Source organism: Roseomonas sp. CECT 9278 (genome assembly GCF_918698155.1).
GTDB lineage: Bacteria > Pseudomonadota > Alphaproteobacteria > Acetobacterales > Acetobacteraceae > Neoroseomonas.
Genome location: NZ_CAKKLX010000041.1, coordinates 1 through 19,973, shown reverse-complemented (window position 1 = coordinate 19,973; position 19,973 = coordinate 1). Strand labels below are relative to the sequence as shown.

The 19,973-nt window shown below is 73.2% G+C and carries 21 protein-coding genes; 13 read left to right on the top strand and 8 right to left on the bottom strand.

Annotation, left to right across the window (positions count from 1 at the left end; translation table 11 throughout):
• Window positions 1–111: 111 nt before the first annotated feature.
• Window positions 112–1,245 carry a calcium-binding protein gene (locus LQ222_RS20560; protein ID WP_230168721.1) on the bottom strand — a complete coding sequence of 378 codons (1,134 nt, stop codon included), beginning with the start codon at window positions 1,243–1,245 and terminating at the stop codon, window positions 112–114.
• Between the two features lie 323 nt (window positions 1,246–1,568).
• Between LQ222_RS20560 and LQ222_RS20555 the strand changes: the two genes are divergently transcribed.
• The 9 genes from LQ222_RS20555 (at window position 1,569) to LQ222_RS20515 (ending at window position 8,468) form a co-directional block, all read left to right on the top strand.
• Entirely contained in the window at window positions 1,569–2,048 is a 480-nt protein-coding gene (locus LQ222_RS20555) for a disulfide bond formation protein B (RefSeq protein WP_230168720.1), read from the top strand.
• Window positions 2,045–2,602 (top strand): demethoxyubiquinone hydroxylase family protein, encoded by a 558-nt coding sequence (locus LQ222_RS20550; RefSeq protein WP_230168719.1) that lies wholly within the window; start codon window positions 2,045–2,047, stop codon window positions 2,600–2,602. Before LQ222_RS20555 ends, LQ222_RS20550 begins: the two co-directional genes overlap by 4 nt.
• A gap of 22 nt (window positions 2,603–2,624) precedes the next feature.
• A complete protein-coding gene (locus LQ222_RS20545; RefSeq protein ID WP_230168738.1) occupies window positions 2,625–3,770 on the top strand; it encodes a YeeE/YedE thiosulfate transporter family protein in 1,146 nt (381 codons plus the stop codon).
• Between the two features lie 191 nt (window positions 3,771–3,961).
• A complete protein-coding gene (locus LQ222_RS20540; RefSeq protein WP_230168718.1) occupies window positions 3,962–4,258 on the top strand; it encodes a c-type cytochrome in 297 nt (98 codons plus the stop codon).
• A 13-nt stretch (window positions 4,259–4,271) separates the two neighbouring features.
• Window positions 4,272–5,549: an FCSD flavin-binding domain-containing protein gene (locus tag LQ222_RS20535; protein ID WP_230168717.1), complete on the top strand. Its 1,278-nt coding sequence runs from the start codon at window positions 4,272–4,274 to the stop codon at window positions 5,547–5,549.
• Window positions 5,549–5,974, top strand: a complete 426-nt coding sequence (locus LQ222_RS20530; protein ID WP_230168716.1) for a thiosulfate oxidation carrier protein SoxY — start codon at window positions 5,549–5,551, stop codon at window positions 5,972–5,974. Before LQ222_RS20535 ends, LQ222_RS20530 begins: the two co-directional genes overlap by 1 nt.
• Window positions 5,971–6,291, top strand: a complete 321-nt coding sequence (locus LQ222_RS20525; protein WP_230168715.1) for a thiosulfate oxidation carrier complex protein SoxZ — start codon at window positions 5,971–5,973, stop codon at window positions 6,289–6,291. Before LQ222_RS20530 ends, LQ222_RS20525 begins: the two co-directional genes overlap by 4 nt.
• 41 nt (window positions 6,292–6,332) lie before the next feature.
• Window positions 6,333–7,451 carry a 2OG-Fe(II) oxygenase gene (locus LQ222_RS20520; protein ID WP_230168714.1) on the top strand — a complete coding sequence of 373 codons (1,119 nt, stop codon included), beginning with the start codon at window positions 6,333–6,335 and terminating at the stop codon, window positions 7,449–7,451.
• Window positions 7,452–7,535: 84 nt separating this feature from the next.
• A complete protein-coding gene (locus LQ222_RS20515) occupies window positions 7,536–8,468 on the top strand; it encodes an arginase family protein (protein ID WP_230168713.1) in 933 nt (310 codons plus the stop codon).
• Window positions 8,469–8,568: 100 nt separating this feature from the next.
• Here LQ222_RS20515 and LQ222_RS20510 read toward each other — a convergent pair whose 3' ends face one another.
• Together LQ222_RS20510 and LQ222_RS20505 are read right to left on the bottom strand one after the other, a co-directional pair.
• Entirely contained in the window at window positions 8,569–9,144 is a 576-nt protein-coding gene (locus LQ222_RS20510; RefSeq protein WP_230168712.1) for an HNH endonuclease, read from the bottom strand.
• A gap of 162 nt (window positions 9,145–9,306) precedes the next feature.
• Complete coding sequence (locus LQ222_RS20505; RefSeq protein ID WP_230168711.1) at window positions 9,307–9,981, bottom strand: alpha/beta hydrolase; 675 nt, start codon at window positions 9,979–9,981, stop codon at window positions 9,307–9,309.
• Between the two features lie 104 nt (window positions 9,982–10,085).
• Here LQ222_RS20505 and gluQRS point away from each other — a divergent pair, with 104 nt between their 5' ends.
• The 4 genes from gluQRS to LQ222_RS20485 all read left to right on the top strand — a co-directional run bounded on the left by gluQRS (window position 10,086) and on the right by LQ222_RS20485 (window position 14,765).
• Entirely contained in the window at window positions 10,086–10,931 is an 846-nt protein-coding gene (gene gluQRS, locus LQ222_RS20500) for a tRNA glutamyl-Q(34) synthetase GluQRS (protein WP_230168710.1), read from the top strand.
• Window positions 10,932–11,184: 253 nt separating this feature from the next.
• Window positions 11,185–11,433 carry a hypothetical protein gene (locus LQ222_RS20495; protein ID WP_230168709.1) on the top strand — a complete coding sequence of 83 codons (249 nt, stop codon included), beginning with the start codon at window positions 11,185–11,187 and terminating at the stop codon, window positions 11,431–11,433.
• Window positions 11,430–12,812 (top strand): CCA tRNA nucleotidyltransferase, encoded by a 1,383-nt coding sequence (locus LQ222_RS20490; protein WP_230168708.1) that lies wholly within the window; start codon window positions 11,430–11,432, stop codon window positions 12,810–12,812. The genes LQ222_RS20495 and LQ222_RS20490 overlap by 4 nt, the downstream gene beginning before the upstream one ends.
• A 174-nt stretch (window positions 12,813–12,986) precedes the next feature.
• Window positions 12,987–14,765 carry an ABC transporter ATP-binding protein gene (locus LQ222_RS20485; protein WP_230168707.1) on the top strand — a complete coding sequence of 593 codons (1,779 nt, stop codon included), beginning with the start codon at window positions 12,987–12,989 and terminating at the stop codon, window positions 14,763–14,765.
• Window positions 14,766–14,858: 93 nt separating this feature from the next.
• Here the strand turns inward: LQ222_RS20485 and LQ222_RS20480 are convergent, their stop codons facing one another.
• The 5 genes from LQ222_RS20480 to LQ222_RS20460 all read right to left on the bottom strand — a co-directional run.
• Window positions 14,859–15,686 carry a protein-glutamate O-methyltransferase CheR gene (locus LQ222_RS20480; RefSeq protein WP_230168706.1) on the bottom strand — a complete coding sequence of 276 codons (828 nt, stop codon included), beginning with the start codon at window positions 15,684–15,686 and terminating at the stop codon, window positions 14,859–14,861.
• The gene (gene cheB, locus LQ222_RS20475; RefSeq protein WP_230168705.1) at window positions 15,683–16,753 is read right to left on the bottom strand and encodes a chemotaxis-specific protein-glutamate methyltransferase CheB; all 1,071 of its coding nucleotides are present in this window, start codon (window positions 16,751–16,753) and stop codon (window positions 15,683–15,685) included. Before cheB ends, LQ222_RS20480 begins: the two co-directional genes overlap by 4 nt.
• 127 nt (window positions 16,754–16,880) lie before the next feature.
• On the bottom strand, window positions 16,881–17,264 hold the full coding sequence (locus tag LQ222_RS20470) for a response regulator (RefSeq protein WP_230168704.1): 384 nt from the start codon (window positions 17,262–17,264) through the stop codon (window positions 16,881–16,883).
• A 14-nt stretch (window positions 17,265–17,278) separates the two neighbouring features.
• Window positions 17,279–17,758: a chemotaxis protein CheW gene (locus tag LQ222_RS20465; RefSeq protein ID WP_230168703.1), complete on the bottom strand. Its 480-nt coding sequence runs from the start codon at window positions 17,756–17,758 to the stop codon at window positions 17,279–17,281.
• Between the two features lie 12 nt (window positions 17,759–17,770).
• Window positions 17,771–19,973: chemotaxis protein CheW (locus tag LQ222_RS20460; protein WP_230168702.1), on the bottom strand; the 2,203-nt coding region annotated here is incomplete at its 5' end.

The following is a 19,973-nucleotide window of genomic DNA, read 5'->3' as shown; positions in this document are numbered from 1 at the left end:
CGGAGGCTAGAGCAATACCCGACCCCTGGGGAGCACCCGGCCGCGGACGCCGCCAGACCGGACCGGACCGCGGCAGCGCGGCGCGCGGCCGCCGCAGCCGCTGTCTCGGCGTCAGATCAGCGCGAAGTCCGATGTCGCGAAGGTCACCTGGCCGGTCAGCACCGCGATCGTCACGGCGCTGGCGCCGCCGGCGCCGTCGACGTCCCAGCTCAGCCGGTCCGTGACCGTGTTGAAGATGAACTGTCCGGTGCCCGCCGGCGCCGTCGCCAGGCTCGACGCATGGACCACCAGCCTGGCTGCCGGAAGCGACGCGCCGGCGACCAGCCCACCGCCGAAGCCACTGGCATCGATCTCGATCAGGTCGCTGCCGCGCACGAAGTCGGTGATGGTGTCCGTGCCCTCGGACGCGAAGGCGTAGTGGAAGCGATCCGGGCCGGACCCGCCGGTCAGGCGGTCGCTGCCGGAATCGCCCGCGATCACATCCACGCCCGCCCCGCCATCGAGCGTGTCGCTGCCGGTCCCGCCGGCGAGCCGGTCATTGGCGTCGTCGCCGGTCAGCCGGTCGGCGCCGGCGCCGCCCACCAGCGTATCGAGCCCGAACCCGCCCACCAGCGTGTCGTTGCCCTCGGCCGCCACGATGCTGTCGTTGCCGAGCCCGCCATCGACATTGATCCGCGTATTGGTCGAGGTGCTGGTGGTGAACAGCAGGCGCTCATCCGCGCTGGAGCCGGTGATGTTCAGCACCAGCAGCCCCCGCAGGTCGGTCTGCGCGGCCCCGCCGCCGCTCAGCACCAGCTGCCCGGTGGTGGCGGAGCCATCCGCGGCGGTCACGCCGAAGCTGTCGAGCTGGGCCCCGGTCAGGGTCAGGTCGAACGAATCCAGCAGCAGGTATTCCAGCGACACCAGCGACGCACCCGTGATGTCGACGGCGGTCTGGGCGTCGAGGCTGTCATTACCCAGCCCGCCGGCAATCACCGTGCCGGCGCCTGCCGAGACCACGAGCATGAGGTCGTCGCCCGTGCCGCCGCTGAACTCGCCACCCTGGCGCACGACGAGGGTGTCGTTGCCCTCCTCGCCGCGCAGCGTGTCGGCCCCGCCGCCGCCATCGAGGTAGTCGTCGCCGCCCTTGCCGCTCAGGCGATCGAGGCCGGCCGACGGGAAGCCGGAAAAGGGCGGGAGGACCCATTCCGAGATGAAGCCGGGCGTGATGGTGTCGTCACCGTCCTGCCCTCCCCAGTAGCCCATGGGCGTCGCTCCCTGCTCTCGATGGTTGGGTCTTGGTGGTTTCGAAGCGCGATGTTCGATGCGAACACGGAACACACCGATGTCGCAAGATGATTCGCCCCTGCCCGTCCGCCCGCGCGCATCCCGCAGCCGTTGCACCCGCGCGCGTCCCGCGCCATTGCGCCCGCGCGCGTCCCGCACCGTTGCACCCGCGCGCGTCCCGCGCCGTTGCACCCGCGCGCGTCCGGCAGCCGTTGCCACCCGCGCGCGTCCCGCGCCGTTGCGCCCGCGCGCGTCCCGCACCGTTGCACCCGCGCGCGTCCCGCGCGACACACACACCGGCCATGCTCCGCACCCTCCCGATCGCCGCCCTCGCCGCCGCCGCGCCGCTGTTCGCGCTGGCGAGCGAAACCTGGTGGGGCCTGGCGCCCTGCGCGCTCTGCCTGTGGCAACGCTGGCCCTACTGGGCCGCGGCGGGCCTGGCGGCGGCCGCGGCGCTGCTGCCCGGGCGCGCGCGCGCCGTGCTGCTTGCCCTGGCCGGGCTGGCCGCCTTCGCCTCGGCCGCGATCGGCGGCTTCCATGTGGGGGTCGAGCAAGGCTGGTGGCCCTCCCCGCTGCCGGGCTGCGCCGCGCCCACGGCCGGCGCCGCGCTGTCGATCGACGACATGCTGCGCGGGCTGGCCGCCACGCCCACCAAGCCCTGCGACGCGCCCACCTACCTGATCGCCGGCCTGCCGCTTTCCATGGCCGCGATGAACCTCATCTATGGCGCAGGGCTCGGCCTGCTGGCCCTCGCCCTGGCCCGGAAAGGACGACCCGCATGACCACCCGCACCACCGGCGAGAAGCGCCTGCCCGGCGACCCCACCCCGCGCGAATACGTGGAACGCGCCATCCGCGTCGACCATGCCGGCGAATACGGCGCCAAGCGCATCTACCAGGGGCAGCTCGCGGTGCTCGGCCGCACCAAATACGGCCCGATGATCGAGCACATGAAGGAACAGGAGCAGGTCCACCTCGATACCTTCTCCCGTCTGATCGGACAGCGCCGCGTGCGCCCCACCGCGCTGCTGCCGATCTGGCACGTGGCGGGCTTCGCGCTCGGCGCCGCCACCGCGCTGCTCGGCCACCGCGGCGCCATGGCCTGCACGGTGGCGGTCGAGGAAGCGATCGACGAACACTACCGCGCGCAGGAAGACGCGCTCGGCGATGACGAGGCCGAGCTCAAGGCCCATATCGCCCAGTTCCGCGCCGAGGAGCTGGAGCACCGCGACATCGGCCTGGAAAACGAGGCCGAGCAGGCCCCCGCCTATCGCCTGCTGAGCGCCGCCATCAAGGCCGGCTGCAAGGTGGCGATCCGCATCAGCGAACGGGTCTGACGCACAGCGCGGCGGCGTGACCATGGCGCGCGCGCCGATCCTGCTGGGCGTGGCCGTGCTCGCGTGCGGCGCCGCCTGGCTCGGGCACGGCCAGGGCTGGCGACACGCCGCGCTGTGGGGGGTGGGCGCGGCGCTCGGCATCGCGCTGTACCACGCGACCTTCTCCTTCGCCGGCGGCTTCCGCGCGCTGCTGGCGCACCGACGCTCCGCCGCCGTCCGGGCGCAGCTGGCCATGCTGGCGCTGCTGGTGGTGCTGATGCTGCCGGCGATCGACCACGGCAGCCTGGCCGGCGCGCCGGTGCGCGGGATCGTGTTCCCGCTCGGCGTCGCAGTCGTGGTCGGCGCCTTCCTGTTCGGCGTGGGGATGCAGCTGGGCGGCGGCTGCGGGTCCGGCACGCTCTACACGGCGGGCGGCGGCAGCCTGCGGATGCTGCTGACCCTGGCCTTCTTCGTGGCCGGCGCGACCCTCGCCGCCTGGCAGTCCGAGGCCTGGACGACGCTGCCCGCGCTGCCGCCGGCCACGCTGCCCGGCATCTTCGGCCTGTGGCCGGCGCTGGGCCTCAGCCTGGCGCTGCTGGCCGCGGCCGCGCTCGTCGCCTGGCTGGCGGAACGGCGCCGGCACGGCGTGGCCGAACCCCTGCCCTGGCGCGGCGGCGGGCTGCTGCGCGGGCCCTGGCCGATGCTGTGGGGCGCGGTCGCGCTGGCGGCGCTGAACCTGCTGACACTGTGGCTCGCCGGCCGGCCCTGGGTGATCACCGCCGCCTTCCCGCTCTGGGGGTCGCGCGCGGTGGAAGCCTTCGGCTGGGACGACCCCGCCTTCTGGCCCTTCTGGGAGGACCCCACCCGCGCCGAGGCCATCCTCCGCCCCATCGCGGCGGACCGCATCACGGTGATGGATCTCGGCCTGATGGCGGGCGCGCTGCTGGCGGCGGGGCTCGCGGGCCGCTTCGCGCCGCGGTTCGCGATGCCGTGGCGCCATGCGGCGGCCTCCGCGCTGGGCGGGCTGCTGCTGGGCGTCGGCGCGGTGGTGGCCTCGGGCTGCAACATCAGCGCGTATGTGGCGGGGATCGCCTCGGGCAGCCTGCATGGCTGGGGCTGGATCCTGCCGGCGCTGGCGGGGAACTGGGTGGGGCTGCGGCTGCGCCCCGCCTTCGGCCTGGCGGGCTGATCGGCGCCGTCGGCGATCCGATGCGCGCGGGCCGGGCCGGGCCGCCGCGCCAATTTCTTCTCCCGCGCCAGGCCCCGCGGAGCACGCACGCCACGCCCCGCAGACGCTGCGGAGACGCCAAACATTTCGCTTTGACGCAGGGGCGAAATGCGTAACGTCCGCGTCATCACGCCACGCCACGGGAGACCAGAATGCGGCTCAAGGCCCTGCCGGGATCGCTGTTCGCGCTCGCCATCGCCGGACTTCCCGCCGCCGCCGCCGCGCAGGCGCCGCTGGCCGCAGAGGCCTGCCTCGGCTGCCACGGCCCCGATGGCAAGGGCGTGGCCGGCGCCGCGCCGATCGCCGGGCGCGACCGGGCGGAGCTGGTGGCGATCATGGTCGCCTTCCGCGCCAATGAACGCCCCGGCACGATCATGGGGCGCATCGCCCGCGGCTACACGGATGCGGAGATCGCCGCCATGGCCGACCATTTCTCGCGTATCCGCTGAGGGAGGACGCAGCATGACGACGAACCTTCCCCGCCGCGCGCTGCTGGCAGCCGGCGCGATGCTCGCCGCGCCGGCGCCGCTGCGCGCGCAGGCGGCGATGCGCCTGGTGGTGATCGGCGGCGGCTTCGGCGGCGCCTCGGCGGCGTCCTTTGCCCGGCGCGCCCATCCCGACGTGCAGGTCACGCTGGTCGAACCGCAGCCGCGCTTCGTGACCTGCCCCTATGGCAACCTGCTGCTGGGCGGCGAACGGCAGATCGGCCAGATCACCCATTCCTACGACGGGCTGCGCGCGCGCGGCGTGACGGTGGTGCAGGACCGCGCCGCCGGCATCGATGCGGTCGCGAAGACCGTGCGCCTGGCCGGCGGGCAGACGCTTGCCTACGACCGGCTGATCCTGTCGCCCGGCATCGCGCTGCGCTGGGGCGCGATCGAGGGCTACGACCAGGCCGCCGCCGACATCATGCCCCATGCCTGGGTGCCGGCCGATGGCGCGCAGACTCTGCTGCTGCGGCGCCAGCTGGAAGCCATGCCCGATGGCGGCGTGGTCGGCATCGCCATCCCGCCCAACCCCTTCCGCTGCCCGCCCGGCCCCTATGAGCGCATCAGCATGATCGCGCACTACCTCAGCCGGCATAAGCCGCGCTCGAAGATCCTGGCGCTGGATGCCAAGGAGGCCTTCAGCAAGCAGGGCCTGTTCCAGGATGGCTGGGCCGCGCTGTATCCCGGCATGATCGAATGGGTGCCGGGCAACCGCGACGGCAAGGTGGTCAAGGTCGATGTGCGCGAACGCGTGCTGGAGACCGAATTCGGCACCCGCCACAAGGTCGACGTCGCCAACGTCATCGCGCCGCAATCGGCCGCCGCGCTGGCGATCGACGCGGGCCTTGCCAACGACACCGGCTGGGTGCCGGTGAACGCCCGCACCTTCGAGGCCCGCGCCGCCGCCGGCATCCATGTGATCGGCGACGCCAATATCCCCGGCCCGATGCCGAAATCGGGCTTCATCGCGAATACCACCTCGAAGCAGGCGGTGGCGGCGGCGGTGGCGCTGCACCGCGGCCAGCCGGTGCCCGAGCCGGTGTATTTCAACACCTGCTACAGCCATGTCGGGCAGGACTACGGCATCTCGGTCGTCAACATCTTCCGCCCGAACGCGGACGGCACGGCGATCGCCGAGGTGCCCAATTCCGGCGGCGTCTCCCCGCGCGGCAACCTGCCTGACCAGCGCCGGGCCGAGGCCCTGCATGCCGATGCCTGGTACGACAGCATCACGCGATCCATGTTCGGCTGATGACGACCCGACGTTCCCTGCTGGCGCTGGCCCTGCTGCCGGCCGGCGCCGCGGCCGCCGACGACACGGCGCTGCAGCGCGCCATCCGCGACGCGGTGGGCGACGCGCCCATCACCGATGGCGGCATCGCGCTGCGCGTGCCCGCCACGGCCGAGAATGGCGGCCAGGTGCCGATCGCCATCCTGGCCGACAGCCCGATGACCGCGGCCGACCACATCACCGGCATCCATGTGTTCGCCACCGCCAACCCGGCGCCGGGCGTCGCCAGCTTCAGCCTGACCCCGCTGCTCGCGCGCGCCGAGGTCCACACCCGCATCCGCCTGGCCGAGGCGCAGCGCATCATCGTGCTGGCGCAATCCAACGACGGAAGGGTGCGGCGCGCCACCGCCGAGATCCGCGTCACCACCGGGGGCTGCCTGACATGACCGCGCCGCTCGGCCCGCCGCGCATCCGCATCCCGCGCAGCGCCCGCGCCGGCGAGGTGATCGAGATCCGCACGCTGATCGAACACCCGATGGAGACCGGCCTGCACCAGGCCGGCGCGCGGCGCGACATGCTCACCCGCCTGCTGGTGCGCATGAACGGGGAGACGGTGCTGGCGGCGGATGTCCGCAACGGCACCGCAGCCAACCCGTATCACGTCTTCTTCGTGCGCATCGAACGGACCAGCAGCTTCGACTTCACCTGGACCGACGAAGGCGGCCGCAGCGCGCGGACCGAGGCGCGCGTCACCGTCGGCTGAAGCCTGGAACCGGCGGGCGCCGCCATGGTATCGACGTCGCCATGAAGGTCCTGCCCGGCGATCCGTTTCCCTGGTTCACCCTGCCGTCCACGGACAACCCGCGCTATGCCTTCCATTCGGTGGCCGGGCGCTACGTGCTGCTGGCCTTCCTGGGGTCGTCGACCCAGCCCTTCGCGCAGGCGGCGCTCGCCGCCGTGGCGGCGAACCGCGACCGCTTCGACGACGACACCGCCTGCTTCTTCGGCATCAGCGCCGATCCGGCCGACCGCGCGGAAGCCCGCCTGGTGCAGGCGCTTCCGGGCATCCGCTTCCTGTTCGACCTGGACGGCGCGGTGGCGCGGGACGCCGGTGTGGTGCGCCCGGCCCCGGATGGCGGCGCGCCGATCTACACGCCGGCCTGGGTGCTGATCGACCCCATGCTGCGCGTGATCGAGACCCGCCCGCTGGCCGAGGCCGAGGCGATCATGGCGCGGCTCGCGGCCCTGCCGCCGCCGGATGCGCATGGCGGCACCGACATCCCGCCCCCCGTGCTGGTGCTGCCGCGCATCTTCGAACCGGAACTCTGCCGCGCGCTGATCGGCTACTATCAGGCGCAGGGCGGCAATCCGTCCGGCTTCATGCGCGAGGAGAACGGCAAGACCGTCGGCGTCTTCGACCCCGCCATGAAGCGGCGCAGCGATTGCAGCATTGACGACCAGGGCCTGCGCAGCGCGACGCGCGCACGCATCCTGCGGCGCATCGTGCCCGAGCTGAAGCGCGTGCACCATTTCGACGGCACGCGCATGGAACGCTACATCGTCGCCTGCTACGATTCCGCCGAGCGCGGCCATTTCGCCGCGCATCGCGACAACACCACCGGCGGCACCGCGCATCGCCGCTTCGCCGTGACCATCAACCTGAATGCCGAGGAATTCGTCGGCGGCGAATTGCGTTTCCCCGAATACGGCCGGCGGTCGTGGCGCGCGCCGACCGGGGGCGCGGTGGTGTTCTCCTGTTCCCTGCTGCACCAGGCGCTGCCGGTGACCGGCGGCGTGCGCTACGCCTTCCTGCCCTTCCTGTACGACGAGGCGGCGGCGAAGCTGCGCGAGTCGAACAACGCGAAGCTCGGCGAGGGCGTGGGCGCGTACAATGCAATGCCGAAGGAAGCGGCGGCGGGCTGAGCGGCGGCGGCGGAGCACCCGGATGCACGACCACCCACGTCACCGCGCGACGCAGCGGCCCAGCACCACGGAAGGCGCCCCGGCATGAGCGAGCCCCTGTTTACCGCGCCGCCCACCTTCCTCGGCATCCCCGCCGGCCCGGCGCGGCCGGGCAATCGCGTCGCCATCCTCGGCGTGCCCTTCGACTGCGGCATCCACCCCTTCCGCATCGGCTCGCGGGAAGGGCCCGCCGCGGTGCGCGCGCAATCGCCGCTGATCCGCCGCCACCATCCGGCGCTGGCGGATTTCGACCTGCCGGCGGCGCTCAACGCCGTCGATTGCGGCGATGTCGCCGGCATCACCCCGGGCCGGATCAATGAGGCCCATCCGCGCATCGAGGCCGCCGCCGACGCCATCCTGCAGGCCGGCGCGATCCCGGTGGGCATCGGCGGCGACGGATCGGTCTCGCTGCCGCTGATGCGCGCCGCGGCGCGGCACCACCCGGGCCTGGTCGCGCTGCATGTGGACAGCCACACCGACGCCTATCCCTACGACCCGGCCAACCCCTACGACGCCTCCAACCAGTTCACCCATGCGGCGGAGGAGGCGCTGGTGGACGCCGCCGCCACCTGGCATGTCGGCATCCGCGGCTTCACCGGCGTGCCGGGCGTGGTGCGCCACGCCGAGGGGCTCGGCTTCCGCGTGGTCACCACCGAGGACCTGGTCCGCCGCGGCACCGCGCAGGCCATGGCGGAATTCCGCGACGTGGTGCGCGACCGGCCGCTGTACCTGTGCTGGGACATGGACGTCTTCGACCCCTCCGTGGCGCCGGGGGTCGCGACCCCGGCCTGGGGCGGGCTGTCGGCGCGCGAGGGGATCGCGCTGATGCGCTCCCTGTCCGGGCTGAACATCGTCGCGGCCGACTTCAACACCGTCAGCCCGAACCACGACGTGCAGGGCCTGGCGGCATCGCTCTGCGCGCACATGATGATGGAGCTCCTGGCGCTGGTCGCGCAGCGGCTGCTGCCGAGCGGGTAGAGCCATTTCCGCTCGCCTTGGCTCGCCTCGATGCCTCTAGGTCTTTGTTTTCACGAGCATCGTCGCCCGACCAGACGACTCCGTCCGATCGGGGTCTGCTCTAATTCTCCAGCTCGCTGTCCCAGTACAGGTAGTCGCGCCACGACTGGTGCAGGTAGTTCGGCGGAAACCCCCGCCCATTGTCCTGCAACTCCCACGAGGTCGGCTGCCGCGGCTCCAGCCGCGGGATCATCCGGCATTCGCGCGGCAGGTGGTTGCCCTTGCGCAGGTTGCACGGCCCGCAGGCGGTGACCACGTTGTCCCAGCTCGTGCGCCCGCCACGCGACCGCGGGATCACGTGGTCGAAGGTCAGTTCGTGGGTCGGCCGCCCCTCGCCGCAATACTGGCATTCGAAGCGGTCGCGCAGGAACACGTTGAAGCGCGTGAAGGCCGGCCGCCGCGCCGCCGGGATGTATTCCTTCAGCGCGATCACCGACGGCAGCCGCAGCGCCAACGATGGCGAATGCACCTGCACGTCGTACTCGCTCAGCACCGACACGCGATCCAGGAACACCGCCTTGATCGCATCCTGCCAGGCCCAGACCGACAGCGGGAAATACGACAGCGGGCGGAAATCCGCGTTCAGCACGAGCGCCGGATAGGACTGGCCGCCGGTGAAGTGTCCGCCGTCAGGCAAGCGCCGCTCCTTTCAGAGACGCGCCAACTAGACCTGGGGGCCTGACCCGGCGGTAAGGCCCCAGATACAGTGGCGCCGCCGCGAATACCCTGCATGCATGACATGCGGCGCGACCGCCCGCAACCCTGGTGGCGGCGCACAACCGGCAGTTTCAACGACCTGTCATGCACCCTTCAGCACGGCATGCAGCACCTGCGCCCCGGCCGCGAGGCCGACATCGTCCAGCCCATGCCCGAGCCCCGGGCGGAACACTGCGCGCACCGGCACGCCGGCGGCCTCCATCGCCGCCGCCGCGGCACGGGAGGCCGCGGCCGGCACCACCTCGTCATCCTCGCCATGCACCAGCAGCACGGCGGGGCGCGCGACGATCTCCTCGGCCAGCGCATCGCCGCCGATCATCCCGCCGGCATAGGCCAGCACGCAGGCGGCATCCGGCACCGCGCCGCGCAGCCCGGCCTCCAGCACCGTCATCGCGCCCTGGCTGAAGCCCATCAGCGCGACGCGGTCGGGCGGGACGGACAGGCGCTCCGCCTCGGCCGCCACGAAGGCGCCGAGCGCGGCGGCGGCGGCCTGCACGCCCGCGCGCAACTGCGCCTCGGACCGGTCCCACAGCGCGAACCATTGCCGGCCCTTGGGCAGGCCCTCGATGCGCTCGGGCGCATGCGGCGCCACGAAGACCGCACCGGGCACCGCCGGCGCCCAGATCGTCGCCAGGTCGATCAAATCGTCCCCATCGGCGCCGAGCCCATGCACCAGCACCACCAGCGCATCCGGGGGGCCGCCGTTCACCGGGCCGAAGCGCGGCCCGTCCAGTTCCACCACGATCGGCTCCCCCACCTTCCGACGCGCACCGCATCCGCCCGCCGAGGTGGCCGCGCCCGCCTCCGCCCGGCGCGCCCGATATTGCTTCGCGCGCCCCTGCCCGCTACCCGCTGCACGCCATGGGCGCAACCGCCATCGTCACCCGCTTCGCGCCGAGCCCCACGGGCTTCCTGCATCTCGGCCACGCCCATGCCGCGCTGACCGCCTGGCGCGCGGCACGCGAGGCCGGCGGTCGCTTCCTGCTGCGCATCGAGGATCTCGACCCCACGCGATGCCGGCCGGACTTCACCGATGCCATCCTGGAGGACCTGGCCTGGCTTGGCCTCGATTGGGATGGCGCCGTGCGCGTGCAGTCGCGCCACCTGCCGGCGTATCGCGGCGCGCTGGACCGGCTCGCGGCGCGCGGCCTGCTGTATCCCTGCTTCTGCACCCGCGCCGACATCGCGCGCGAGATCGCCGCCAGCGCCGCCGCGCCGCACGGGCCCGACGGCCCGCTTTATCCCGGCACCTGCCGCAGGCTGCCGCCGGCGCAGCGCGCGGCGCGCATCGCCGCCGGCGAGGCCCATGCACTGCGCCTGGATATGGCGGCGGCGATCGCGACGCTCGACGCGCCGCTGACCTTCCGCGAGCACGGCACGCGCCGCGCCTGCGACCCCGCGCGCTTCGGCGACGCGGTGCTGGCGCGCAAGGACATCCCGGCCTCCTACCACCTGTGCGTCACCCATGACGACGCGCTGCAGGGCGTGACGCTGGTGACGCGCGGGACGGACCTGCTGCCCGCGACGGATCTGCACCGGCTGCTCCAGGCACTGATGGGCTGGGCGGAACCGGACTACGCGCACCACACGCTGCTGACGGACGCCACCGGACGGCGGCTGGCAAAACGCGACAGGGCGGACACGCTGCGGGCGCTCCGCGACGCCGGCATCAGCCCCGCCGAGGCACGCCGCCGGGCGGAGACATGACCATCGGCCCGCGGTGTGCCGCGCGCAGACCCCGATCCGATGGAATCATCGGCTCGGGTGAAGGTGGTGGGAAAGACAACGGCCTGGACCCGCCGGAGCGAGCCGGGACGAGCGGCAATGCCGCCGGATCGCGACCGCGGCGCGGCGCGGACCGCGCTGCCCGCCAGGCGCGACGGCGCCCCGCGCCCCGGCGCCGCATGCCCCTCCGTGCAAGATGCCTTGCGTCCGGCGCCGCAGGGGTGATCCTGCTGCCGTGCCCTACCTGATCGAAGCCCTGCTGTTCCTGCTGCCCTTCGCCGCCTATGGGCTGTGGCGGCGGGCCAACCCCTCGGCCGAACCGAGCACGATCGTGCTGGTGCTGGGCGGCCTCGGCGCCGTGCTGATGATCGGCGGCGCCATCTGGTACGGGCTGTCGCGCAGCATGGAGCACAGCCGCGACTACGTGCCCGCGCAGCTCCAGCGCAGCGACACCCCGCCCAGCCAGGCCGAGCCGCGCCGATGACCGACACGCCCGCGGAGGTCATCGCCCGCCCGGCCTTCCTCGATGCGCCCGCGGTCGCGGCGGTGCTGGCGGCGCTGCCCGGCGCGCGCGCCGTCGGCGGCTGTGTGCGCGACGCCCTGGCGCGGCGCGCCAATGCCGATGTGGACATCGCCGCCCCCCTGCCGCCCGACGACATCGCGGCCCGCCTGCGCGCCGCCGGGCTGAAGGTGTTCGAGACCGGGATGTCGCACGGCACCGTCACCGCCGTGCTGGACCGCGCGCCGGTCGAGGTCACCGCGCTGCGCCGCGACATGCTGACCGATGGCCGCCACGCCGTGGTGGAATGGACCACCGACTGGCGCGAGGACGCATGCCGCCGCGACTTCACCATCAACGCCATGTCGCTGGCCCCGGATGGCGCGCTGTTCGACTACTTCACCGGGCGCGCGGACGTGGCGGCCGGCCGCGTGCGCTTCGTCGGCGACCCCGACACGCGGCTTGCCGAGGACTACCTGCGCGCGCTGCGCTTCTTCCGCTTCCAGGCGCGCTATGGCGTGGGGCAACCGGACGCGGCGGCGGTGGCGGCGATCCGGCGTGCGGTGCCGGGGCTGGGTCGGCTCTCGGCCGAGCGGGTATGGCTGGAGCTGAAGCGCATCATGTCGGTGCCGGACCCTGTGGCGGCGGTGGGGTTGATGGCGCAGACGGGGGTGCTGGGGGCGGTCCTGCCGGAGGCGGCATCGCTCGACCTGTTCCAGGCGGTGGTCGCGGCGGGCGCGCCAGCCGACCCGGTGCTGCGCTTCACCGCGCTGCTGGACCGCGACGACCAGGGGCAGATGATGCGGGCCAGCGGCCACGCCGCGGCGCGGCTGAAGATGTCGGGCGACGAGCAGGGCATGATGGCTGCGCTGCTGGGTGATGTCGCGACATCCGGGCCGCCGAACGCGTTCGCCGTCGCGCCGTCCCTGACGGGTGCCCACCTGCGGCGCCTTCTTGCGCGACTGGAGACGAGCTGGCGCGCACAGGACCCGCACGCGATCCTGCTCGGCCGGTCCTGGCTCGCGCAGGCGCTGCCGCCGGCGCGGTGGTTCCAGTCGAACCTTTGGTCCGGCAGCGCCGCGGCCTGGGAGGCCTTGCGCGACCGCATCCGCGCGGAGCCGATCCCGGTGTTTCCGCTGGCCGGGCGGGATGTACTGGCGCAGGGCATCGAACCCGGCCGGATCGTCGGCAGCTTGATCGACGCGATCCGCGATTGGTGGACAGAAGGCGGTTGCACTGCCAACCGAGACGCATGCCTGGCCGAACTCGCCCGCCGCATCGCCGCTGATGCCGCCGGGCCTGCCAACCGGACGGTGGCGCCCACCGGCACCGGGGGCGGCGACGGGACCGCACTCGGGGGATGAGTGGGGGTCTCGGTCCCGTCGCCTTCACCGGAACGAAACAAGAACTATCACAAGGCCGTCGGCGGTTGCAAGTCTGTTAATGTGACACCCACCCGGGCCGGATGGAGGCCGGGCCGCGCTTGTGGCCCCGCCGGCCATACCGCCCGCCGGCAAAACCCTCTATGCCCGGCGCCCATGGCCGCTGCCCCTGCCCTCGATACCTCCGCCCGCGCCCTGCTCGCCCGCCTGTGGCGCGGCTATGTCGCGCAGCACCGCCGCGGCATCGCCCTGGCGCTGGCCTGCACCCTGGGCGTGGCCGCCACCACCGCGCTCTACCCCGTGGTCATCCAGCAATCCTTCGACCTGTTCACCGAGGGCCGGCAGGATGTGCTCTGGGCCATCCCGCTGGTCATCGTGGTGGTCACCTGCCTGAAGGCGGCCGCGCAATACGGCCAGGCGGTCGCCATCCAGGGCGTGGTGCTGCGGGTGATCGAGGCGATCCAGAACGACCTGTTCCGCGCCCTGACCCGCGCCGACCTGGCCGCCGTGGCGCGCGAGGCCCCGGCGCGGCACGCCGCCCGCTTCACCACCGACGCCGCGCTGATCCGCGAGGCGCTGACCAAGTCGATCAACGCCATCGCCGATGCGCTGACCGTGATCGGCCTGGTGGCGTCGATGGTCTATCTCGACTGGCAGATGTCGCTGGTGGCGGCGCTGCTCTACCCGATCGCCGTCGTGCCGATCCTGCGCCTGGGCAAGCGCATCCGCCGGGCGTCGGGCGGCATGCAGGAACGGGTGGGCGAAGCCGCGGCGGCGCTGACCGAATCCTTCGGCGCCGCGCGCGTGGTCCGCGCCTATCGCCTGGAGGCGGCCGAGGAAGCCCGCGCCGCCGGCCTGTTCGCGCGGCTGCGCGAGAGCCTGTACGGCATCGCGCGCACCCGCGCCTCGCTCGACCCGCTGCTGGAGGCGCTGGGCGGCTTCGCTGTCGCGGCGGTGCTGATCTTCGTGGGCTGGCGGGTGGCCTCGGGCAGCGGCACGCTGGGCGAATTCACCGGCTTCGTGGCGGCGCTGCTGATCGCCTCCCGCCCGGTGCGCGCGCTGGGGTCGTTGAACGCGGCCCTGCAGGAAGGGCTGGCGGGCCTCACGCGGGTGTTCGGCGTGGTGGACGAGAAGCGCCACATCCTGGACGCGCCCGGCGCCGCCGCGCTGCCGGCCGGCCGCGGCCGCATCGTCTTCGAGGATGTCGGCTTCACCTACGCCGCCGACGGGACCGGCGCCGTGCCCGACGCCGCGCTGCGCGGCCTGAGCTTCGCCGCCGAACCGGGCGAGACGGTCGCCCTCGTCGGCCCCTCCGGCGCCGGCAAGTCCACCGCCATCGCCCTGGTGCCGCGCCTGTACGACGCGACCGAGGGCCGCCTGCTGGTCGATGGCGCCGAGATCCGCGGCGTGACGATCGCCTCGCTGCGCGATGCCATCGCCTATGTCGGCCAGGATGCGGTGATCTTCGACGACACCGCCGAGGCCAATATCGCCGCCGGCCGCGCCCAGGCCACCCGCGCCGAGGTCGAGGACGCCGCCCGCGCCGCCGCCGCGCATGATTTCATCGCCGCCCTGCCGCAGGGCTACGCGACGGTGCTGGGCTCGGGCGGCTCCCGCCTGTCCGGCGGGCAGCGGCAGCGCATCGCGCTCGCGCGCGCGCTGCTGCGCAACCCGCGCATCCTGCTGCTCGATGAGGCGACCAGCGCGCTCGATGCCGAGAACGAGGCGCTGGTGCAGCAGGCGCTGGCCCGTCTGCGCGCCGGCCGCACCACGCTGGTCATCGCCCACCGCCTGGCCACCGTGCGAGACGCCGACCGCATCGTGGTGATGGAGGCCGGCCGCGCCGTGGAACAGGGCCGCCACGCGGAACTCATGGCGCGCGACGGCCTCTATGCCCGCCTGGTCCGCACCCAGGCTTTCTCGGCGGAAGGGTAACGCGCGTCAGGCGCAGGCCGGTCGCCGCGCCGCCCCGCGGCAGTGGCATCGCTGGCCAGCCGCCGTCGCGGCAGGCTGGCCGCCAGCCTGCCCTCACGCGCTGCGTGCAGCCGCCCGGGCAGGTTCGTAGACCCCGCGTTCGCCGGGCGTCGGCACCAGGCGTTCGGTCAGCCCCAGCACGGTCTCCGCACCGCCCAGATACACCACGCCATCCGGCGGCAGCAGCCCCGCCAGCGTGCCCAGCACGCGCGACTTGGTCGGCGCGTCGAAATAGATCAGCACGTTGCGGCAGAACACGATGTCGAAGCGCCCCAATGCGCGCGGATCGTCCAGCAGGTTGAAGGCCTGGAACCGCGCCATGGCGCGCAGTTCGGGCTTCACCCGCCAGCGCGTCCCGTCCTGCACGAAATGCTTCACCAGCATCGTCACCGGCAGGCCGCGCTGCACCTCGAACTGCGTGAACACCCCCTCCTGCGCGCGGTCCAGCATTTCGCGCGAGAGGTCGGTGCCGATGATCTCGACCCGCCGCCCGCCCAGGACCGGGCCGAGTTCCAGCACCGTCATGGCGATCGAATAGGCCTCCTGCCCCGAGGAGCAGGCTGCCGACCACACCCGGATGACATGCCCCGGCGGGCGCGCGGCGGCCATGCGCGGCAGCAGCTTCTTCAGGTGCTCGAACGGCTTGCCGTCGCGGAAGAAGGAACTCTCGTTGGTGGTCAGCGCCTCGACCACCTCGGCCGCCAGGGCGGTCGAACCGGGCGCGCGCAGGCGCATCGCCAGCGCATCCAGGCTGCCGATCCCGTCGCGCCGCAGCATCGGCCCCAGCCGCGTTTCGAGCATGTAGCCCTTGTCGGCGGTCAGCACGATGCCGGAGCGCTGCTTCACCAGGCCGGCGACGAAGTTGAAGCTGTCGGGCGTCATGCCGTGACCCTTTCGGCCGCCAGCGCGGCAATGCGTTCGGCCAGCGCCTCGGGCGGCGCCAGCAGGCCGGCAAGCCCGGCGCGCGCGACGGCGCCGGGCATGCCCCAGACCACGGAACTCGCCTCGTCCTGCGCCAGCACCGTGCCGCCGGCAGCGACGACGCCGCGGCAGCCTTCGAGCCCGTCATGCCCCATGCCGGTCAGGATCACCGCCAGCAGCCGCCCACCCAGCGCGGCCACCGCGCTGCGCAGCATGGGGTCCACCGCGGGGCGGCAGAAATTCTCGGGCGGGCCGCTGGACAGCCGCGCGCGCAACCCGCCGGCCGCGGCCTCCAGCAGCAGATGCCGGTCGCCGGGCGCGAGGTGGATGCGCCCGGGCAGCAGCGGCTCGCCCTCGACCGCCTCGGCGCAGCGATGCGGGCCCATCTTGTCGAGGTGTTCGGCCAGCATGGTGGTGAAGCCGGCCGGCATGTGCTGCACCACCACGATCGGCACCGGCAGCCGCGGCAGGCGCTTCACCACCGCCGCCAGCGCCTGCGGCCCGCCCGTGGATGACCCGATCGCCACCAGCGACGGCCGGAACTTTCCTGCACTGGCCGCGCGTGGCGGCGGCGCGGCCGGCCGAGCGACCGGCGCGCTGCCCTGCCGCTTCATCCGCGCCCAGCCGCGCACCTTGGCGATCAGCTCCGCCTTGAAGGCCGGGTCGGCCGCACCGCCCGCGGCACCCTGCGGCTTCGGCACGTAGTCCGCTGCGCCGGCGGCCAAGGCGGCGATCGCCGCCTTCGCCCCGCGCTGCGTCAGCGCGCTGGCGACGATGACCGCCGCCTGCGGCGCCGCCTTCAGGATCAGCGGCAGCGCCGTCATGCCGTCCATCACCGGCATCTCGAGGTCGAGCAGCACCACATCCGGCCGCGCCGTCGGCAGCGCATCCAACGCCGCGCGCCCATCCGCCGCCTGGTGCACCACGCGGATGCCGGGCTCGGCCTCCAGCAGGCGGCGCAGGATGGCGCGCGCGGTGGCGCTGTCGTCGCACAGCATCACCCGCACGTCGGATTGCGGCTGGCTCACGTGGCTGGCCCCGCCGCGCGCCAGGCATTGCGCCCGGCCGCCATGGCCCGGGCATGCGCGCGGCACGACAGCAGGCCACCAGGTCCCGCACGGCCTGCCGGCGGGTCGATCGCGTCGCCCGCCGGCATCACGTGGCAGGCTCCAGCAGCCCGGCCTGTTCGAACTTGTCGCGGATGATGTCGGCGTCGAAGGGCTTCATCACGTATTCCTGCGCGCCGGCCTCGAGCGCCTGCACGATGCGCGAGAACTCCGCCTCGGTCGTGCACAGCACGATGCGCGGGTGCTCCGGCCCGAACTCCGCGCGCGCCGCGCGCAGGAAGGTGATGCCGTCCATCACCGGCATGTTCCAGTCCAGCAGCACGCCGTCGGGCAGCCGGGCGCGGCAGGCCTCCAGCGCCTCCTGGCCGTCCTTTGCCTCGCTCACCTTGAAGCCGAGACCCTCGATGATGCGTCGCGCCGCCTTGCGCACGACCAGGCTGTCATCCACCACCAGGCAGGTGCGGTCGGTCATCCCCGTGCCCTCCCTCAGCCGATCGCCAGCACGCGGTCGACCTCGAGCGCGATGATCAGGCGATCCTCGCGCCGCTGCACCCCGCGCGAGACATCGCGCCAGAAGGGGTCGAGCGTCGGCGGGTTCGGCTCGAAGCCGGCGGCGGGCAGCGGCACCACCTCGCCCACCTCGTCGACCTGCAGCGAGTAGAGCTCGCCCGCCTGTTCCACCACCACGCTCATGGGCGCAGTGCCGGCATCGCGCGGCGGCAGCCCCAGGCGCAGGCGGAGGTCCACCGCGGTCACGATGCGCCCGCGCAGGTTCAGGCTGCCGGCGATCTCGGGCGGCGCCAGCGGAATGCGCGTGATGGCCTGCGGGCCCAGCACGTCGCGCACCATCAGCACCGGCACGGCGCAGCCCTGCCCGGCGACGCTCAGGGTCAGGAAGACATCCTCCTCCCGCTGGGAAGGTGGCGGGGCGGCCCGCGACGCGGGGGCGGCGGCGATCTGTTCCATGATGTCGGTCCCTCAGGCCGCGAGCGGCGCCGAGAGGCAGTCCTGCAGCGATTGCAGCAGCGCCTCGCGGTCGTATTTCGCGACATAGTCGGTGAAGCCGGCCTCCCGCCCGCGCGCCACGTCGCCGGGCTCGGCACGGGAGGACAGCGCGATCAGCGGCATCGCCTCCCAGGCGCCGCCGGCGCGCACCGCCTTCGCGAAGGCGATGCCGTCCATCTCCGGCATCTCGATGTCGGAGACCACGGCGTCGAAGACGTGGCCTTCCTCGCGCAGGCGCAGCGCGGCGGCCGGGCCGTCCACCGCCATCACCTCGTAGCCGGCGGCCGACAGGGCGGGCACCACCAGGTGGCGGAAGAAGGCGCTGTCCTCGACCATCAGCAGGCGCGGGCGGGCTTGCCCGGCCGCCGCCGGCCGCGCCGTGCGGAACCAGTCGTCGCCGGCCTGGGAGAGCCACCAGGCGGTGTCCAGCACCTCCGTCACGCGCCCCGACACCACCGCCGAGCCGATGAACCCGGCGCGCCCGGAGCCCGGCTGGATGTCGAGCCGTTCGTCGATGACGTCCAGGATCTCGTCGACCATCAGCCCCATGGCGCGGTCATTCTCGGTGAAGACCAGCACCGCCTGGCGCGCCGCGCCCTCCGGCCGCATCCAACCGGGCGAGACCGGGATCAGCGGCATCAGCGATCCGCGATACTGCACCACCGGCGTCGCGCCCGACATCTCGATGCGCTCGGCGGGAATGTCCTCGAGCCGGGCAACCAGGCCGAGCGGCACCGCCTTGGGCGTCTCGTCGCCGGCGCGGAACAGCAGCAGGGACGCGCTGGCGTTCGACCGCAGGCTCTGTGCGGCGGTCGCGGTGCGGCGCACATCCTCGGTCGGCGCATCGGCGCCCACGCCGGAGGCGCGGCCGATCCCGTTGGGATCGAGGATCATGATCACCGACCCGTCGCCCAGGATGGTGTTGCCGCTGAACATGGTCACATGGCGCAGGATCGGCGCCACCGGCTTCACCACGATCTCCTCGGTGTCGAAGACACGGTCGAGGATGATGCCGAAGGCCTGCCCGCCGACCTGCATGACCGCCACGAAGCCCTCGGCCTCGGTGGCCGGGGAGGGCAGGCGCAGCAGCCCGGCCAGCGAGACCAGCGGCAGCAGCCGGTCGCGCAGGCGCAGCACCGGCGCGTCCTTGATGCGTTCGATGCGCGGCCCGCCGGCGGCATCGCCCGCCGGCACGCCGCCCTGCGCACCTGCGCCGCCGGCGGCGACGCGCACCAGCTCCACCACGCCGATCTGCGGCAGCGCGAAGCGTTCGCCGCCGGCCTCGACGATCAGCGCCGAGACGATCGCGAGCGTCAGCGGGATCTTGATGGTGAAGGTGGTGCCGCGCCCTTCCTTCGAGGCCAGTTCGACGGTGCCGCCGATCTTCTCGATGTTGGTCTTGACCACGTCCATGCCGACCCCGCGGCCGGACACCGACGTCACCTGCTGCGCGGTCGAGAAGCCGGGCGCGAAGATGAAGCGCAGCACTTCGCGCTCGTTCATCTGGGCCAGTTCGGATTCGGTCGCGAGGCCGTTCGCCAGCGCCTTGGCACGGATGCGTTCGACCGGCAGGCCGCGCCCGTCGTCGCCGACCTCGATGATGATGTGCCCGCCTTCATGATAGGCATTGAGCAGCACGCGCCCGGTCTCGGGCTTGCCGGCGGCGCGGCGCTGCTCGGGGGTTTCCAGCCCGTGGTCGCCGGAATTGCGGACCATGTGCGTCAGCGGGTCGCGGATCAGTTCCAGCACCTGCCGGTCCAGTTCCGTCTGCGCGCCGCGCATGTCGAGCTCGATCTTCTTGCCCAGTTCGATCGACAGGTCGCGCACCAGCCGCGGCAGCTTCGACCAGGCATTGCCGATCGGCTGCATGCGCGTCTTCATCACCCCCTCCTGGAGGTCGGAGGTGATGTGCGACAGCCGCTGCAGCGGCACCGCGAAGGCATCGGAATGATGCGCGCGCGCCAATTGCATGAGCTGGTTGCGGGTCAGCACGAGCTCGCTGACCAGGGTCATCAGGTCCTCCAGCACCTCGACCGCGACGCGGATGGTCTGCGGCGCGGCGATGCCGCCGGTGGCTTCGGCCGGCGGCGCGTCGGGCGGCGCGGCGGCGGCGGCGGGCGGGGGCGGCGCGGCCTCGGCGGCCTGGACAACCGGCGCGACCTCGGCGGCGGATGGC

Bases quoted from the DNA above. Each gene is read 5' to 3' on its own strand.
- LQ222_RS20555 (WP_230168720.1), top strand. From the start codon at position 1,569: ATGCTCCGCACCCTCCCGATCGCCGCCCTCGCCGCCGCCGCGCCGCTG.
- LQ222_RS20530 (WP_230168716.1), top strand. From the start codon at position 5,549: ATGACGACCCGACGTTCCCTGCTGGCGCTGGCCCTGCTGCCGGCCGGC.
- LQ222_RS20540 (WP_230168718.1), top strand. From the start codon at position 3,962: ATGCGGCTCAAGGCCCTGCCGGGATCGCTGTTCGCGCTCGCCATCGCC.
- LQ222_RS20545 (WP_230168738.1), top strand. From the start codon at position 2,625: ATGGCGCGCGCGCCGATCCTGCTGGGCGTGGCCGTGCTCGCGTGCGGC.
- LQ222_RS20525 (WP_230168715.1), top strand. From the start codon at position 5,971: ATGACCGCGCCGCTCGGCCCGCCGCGCATCCGCATCCCGCGCAGCGCC.
- LQ222_RS20470 (WP_230168704.1), bottom strand. From the start codon at position 17,264: ATGACCGACCGCACCTGCCTGGTGGTGGATGACAGCCTGGTCGTGCGC.
- LQ222_RS20515 (WP_230168713.1), top strand. From the start codon at position 7,536: ATGAGCGAGCCCCTGTTTACCGCGCCGCCCACCTTCCTCGGCATCCCC.
- gluQRS (WP_230168710.1), top strand. From the start codon at position 10,086: ATGGGCGCAACCGCCATCGTCACCCGCTTCGCGCCGAGCCCCACGGGC.
- LQ222_RS20560 (WP_230168721.1), bottom strand. From the start codon at position 1,245: ATGGGCTACTGGGGAGGGCAGGACGGTGACGACACCATCACGCCCGGC.
- LQ222_RS20535 (WP_230168717.1), top strand. From the start codon at position 4,272: ATGACGACGAACCTTCCCCGCCGCGCGCTGCTGGCAGCCGGCGCGATG.
- LQ222_RS20490 (WP_230168708.1), top strand. From the start codon at position 11,430: ATGACCGACACGCCCGCGGAGGTCATCGCCCGCCCGGCCTTCCTCGAT.
- LQ222_RS20520 (WP_230168714.1), top strand. From the start codon at position 6,333: ATGAAGGTCCTGCCCGGCGATCCGTTTCCCTGGTTCACCCTGCCGTCC.
- LQ222_RS20465 (WP_230168703.1), bottom strand. From the start codon at position 17,758: ATGGAACAGATCGCCGCCGCCCCCGCGTCGCGGGCCGCCCCGCCACCT.
- LQ222_RS20550 (WP_230168719.1), top strand. From the start codon at position 2,045: ATGACCACCCGCACCACCGGCGAGAAGCGCCTGCCCGGCGACCCCACC.
- LQ222_RS20480 (WP_230168706.1), bottom strand. From the start codon at position 15,686: ATGACGCCCGACAGCTTCAACTTCGTCGCCGGCCTGGTGAAGCAGCGC.
- LQ222_RS20485 (WP_230168707.1), top strand. From the start codon at position 12,987: ATGGCCGCTGCCCCTGCCCTCGATACCTCCGCCCGCGCCCTGCTCGCC.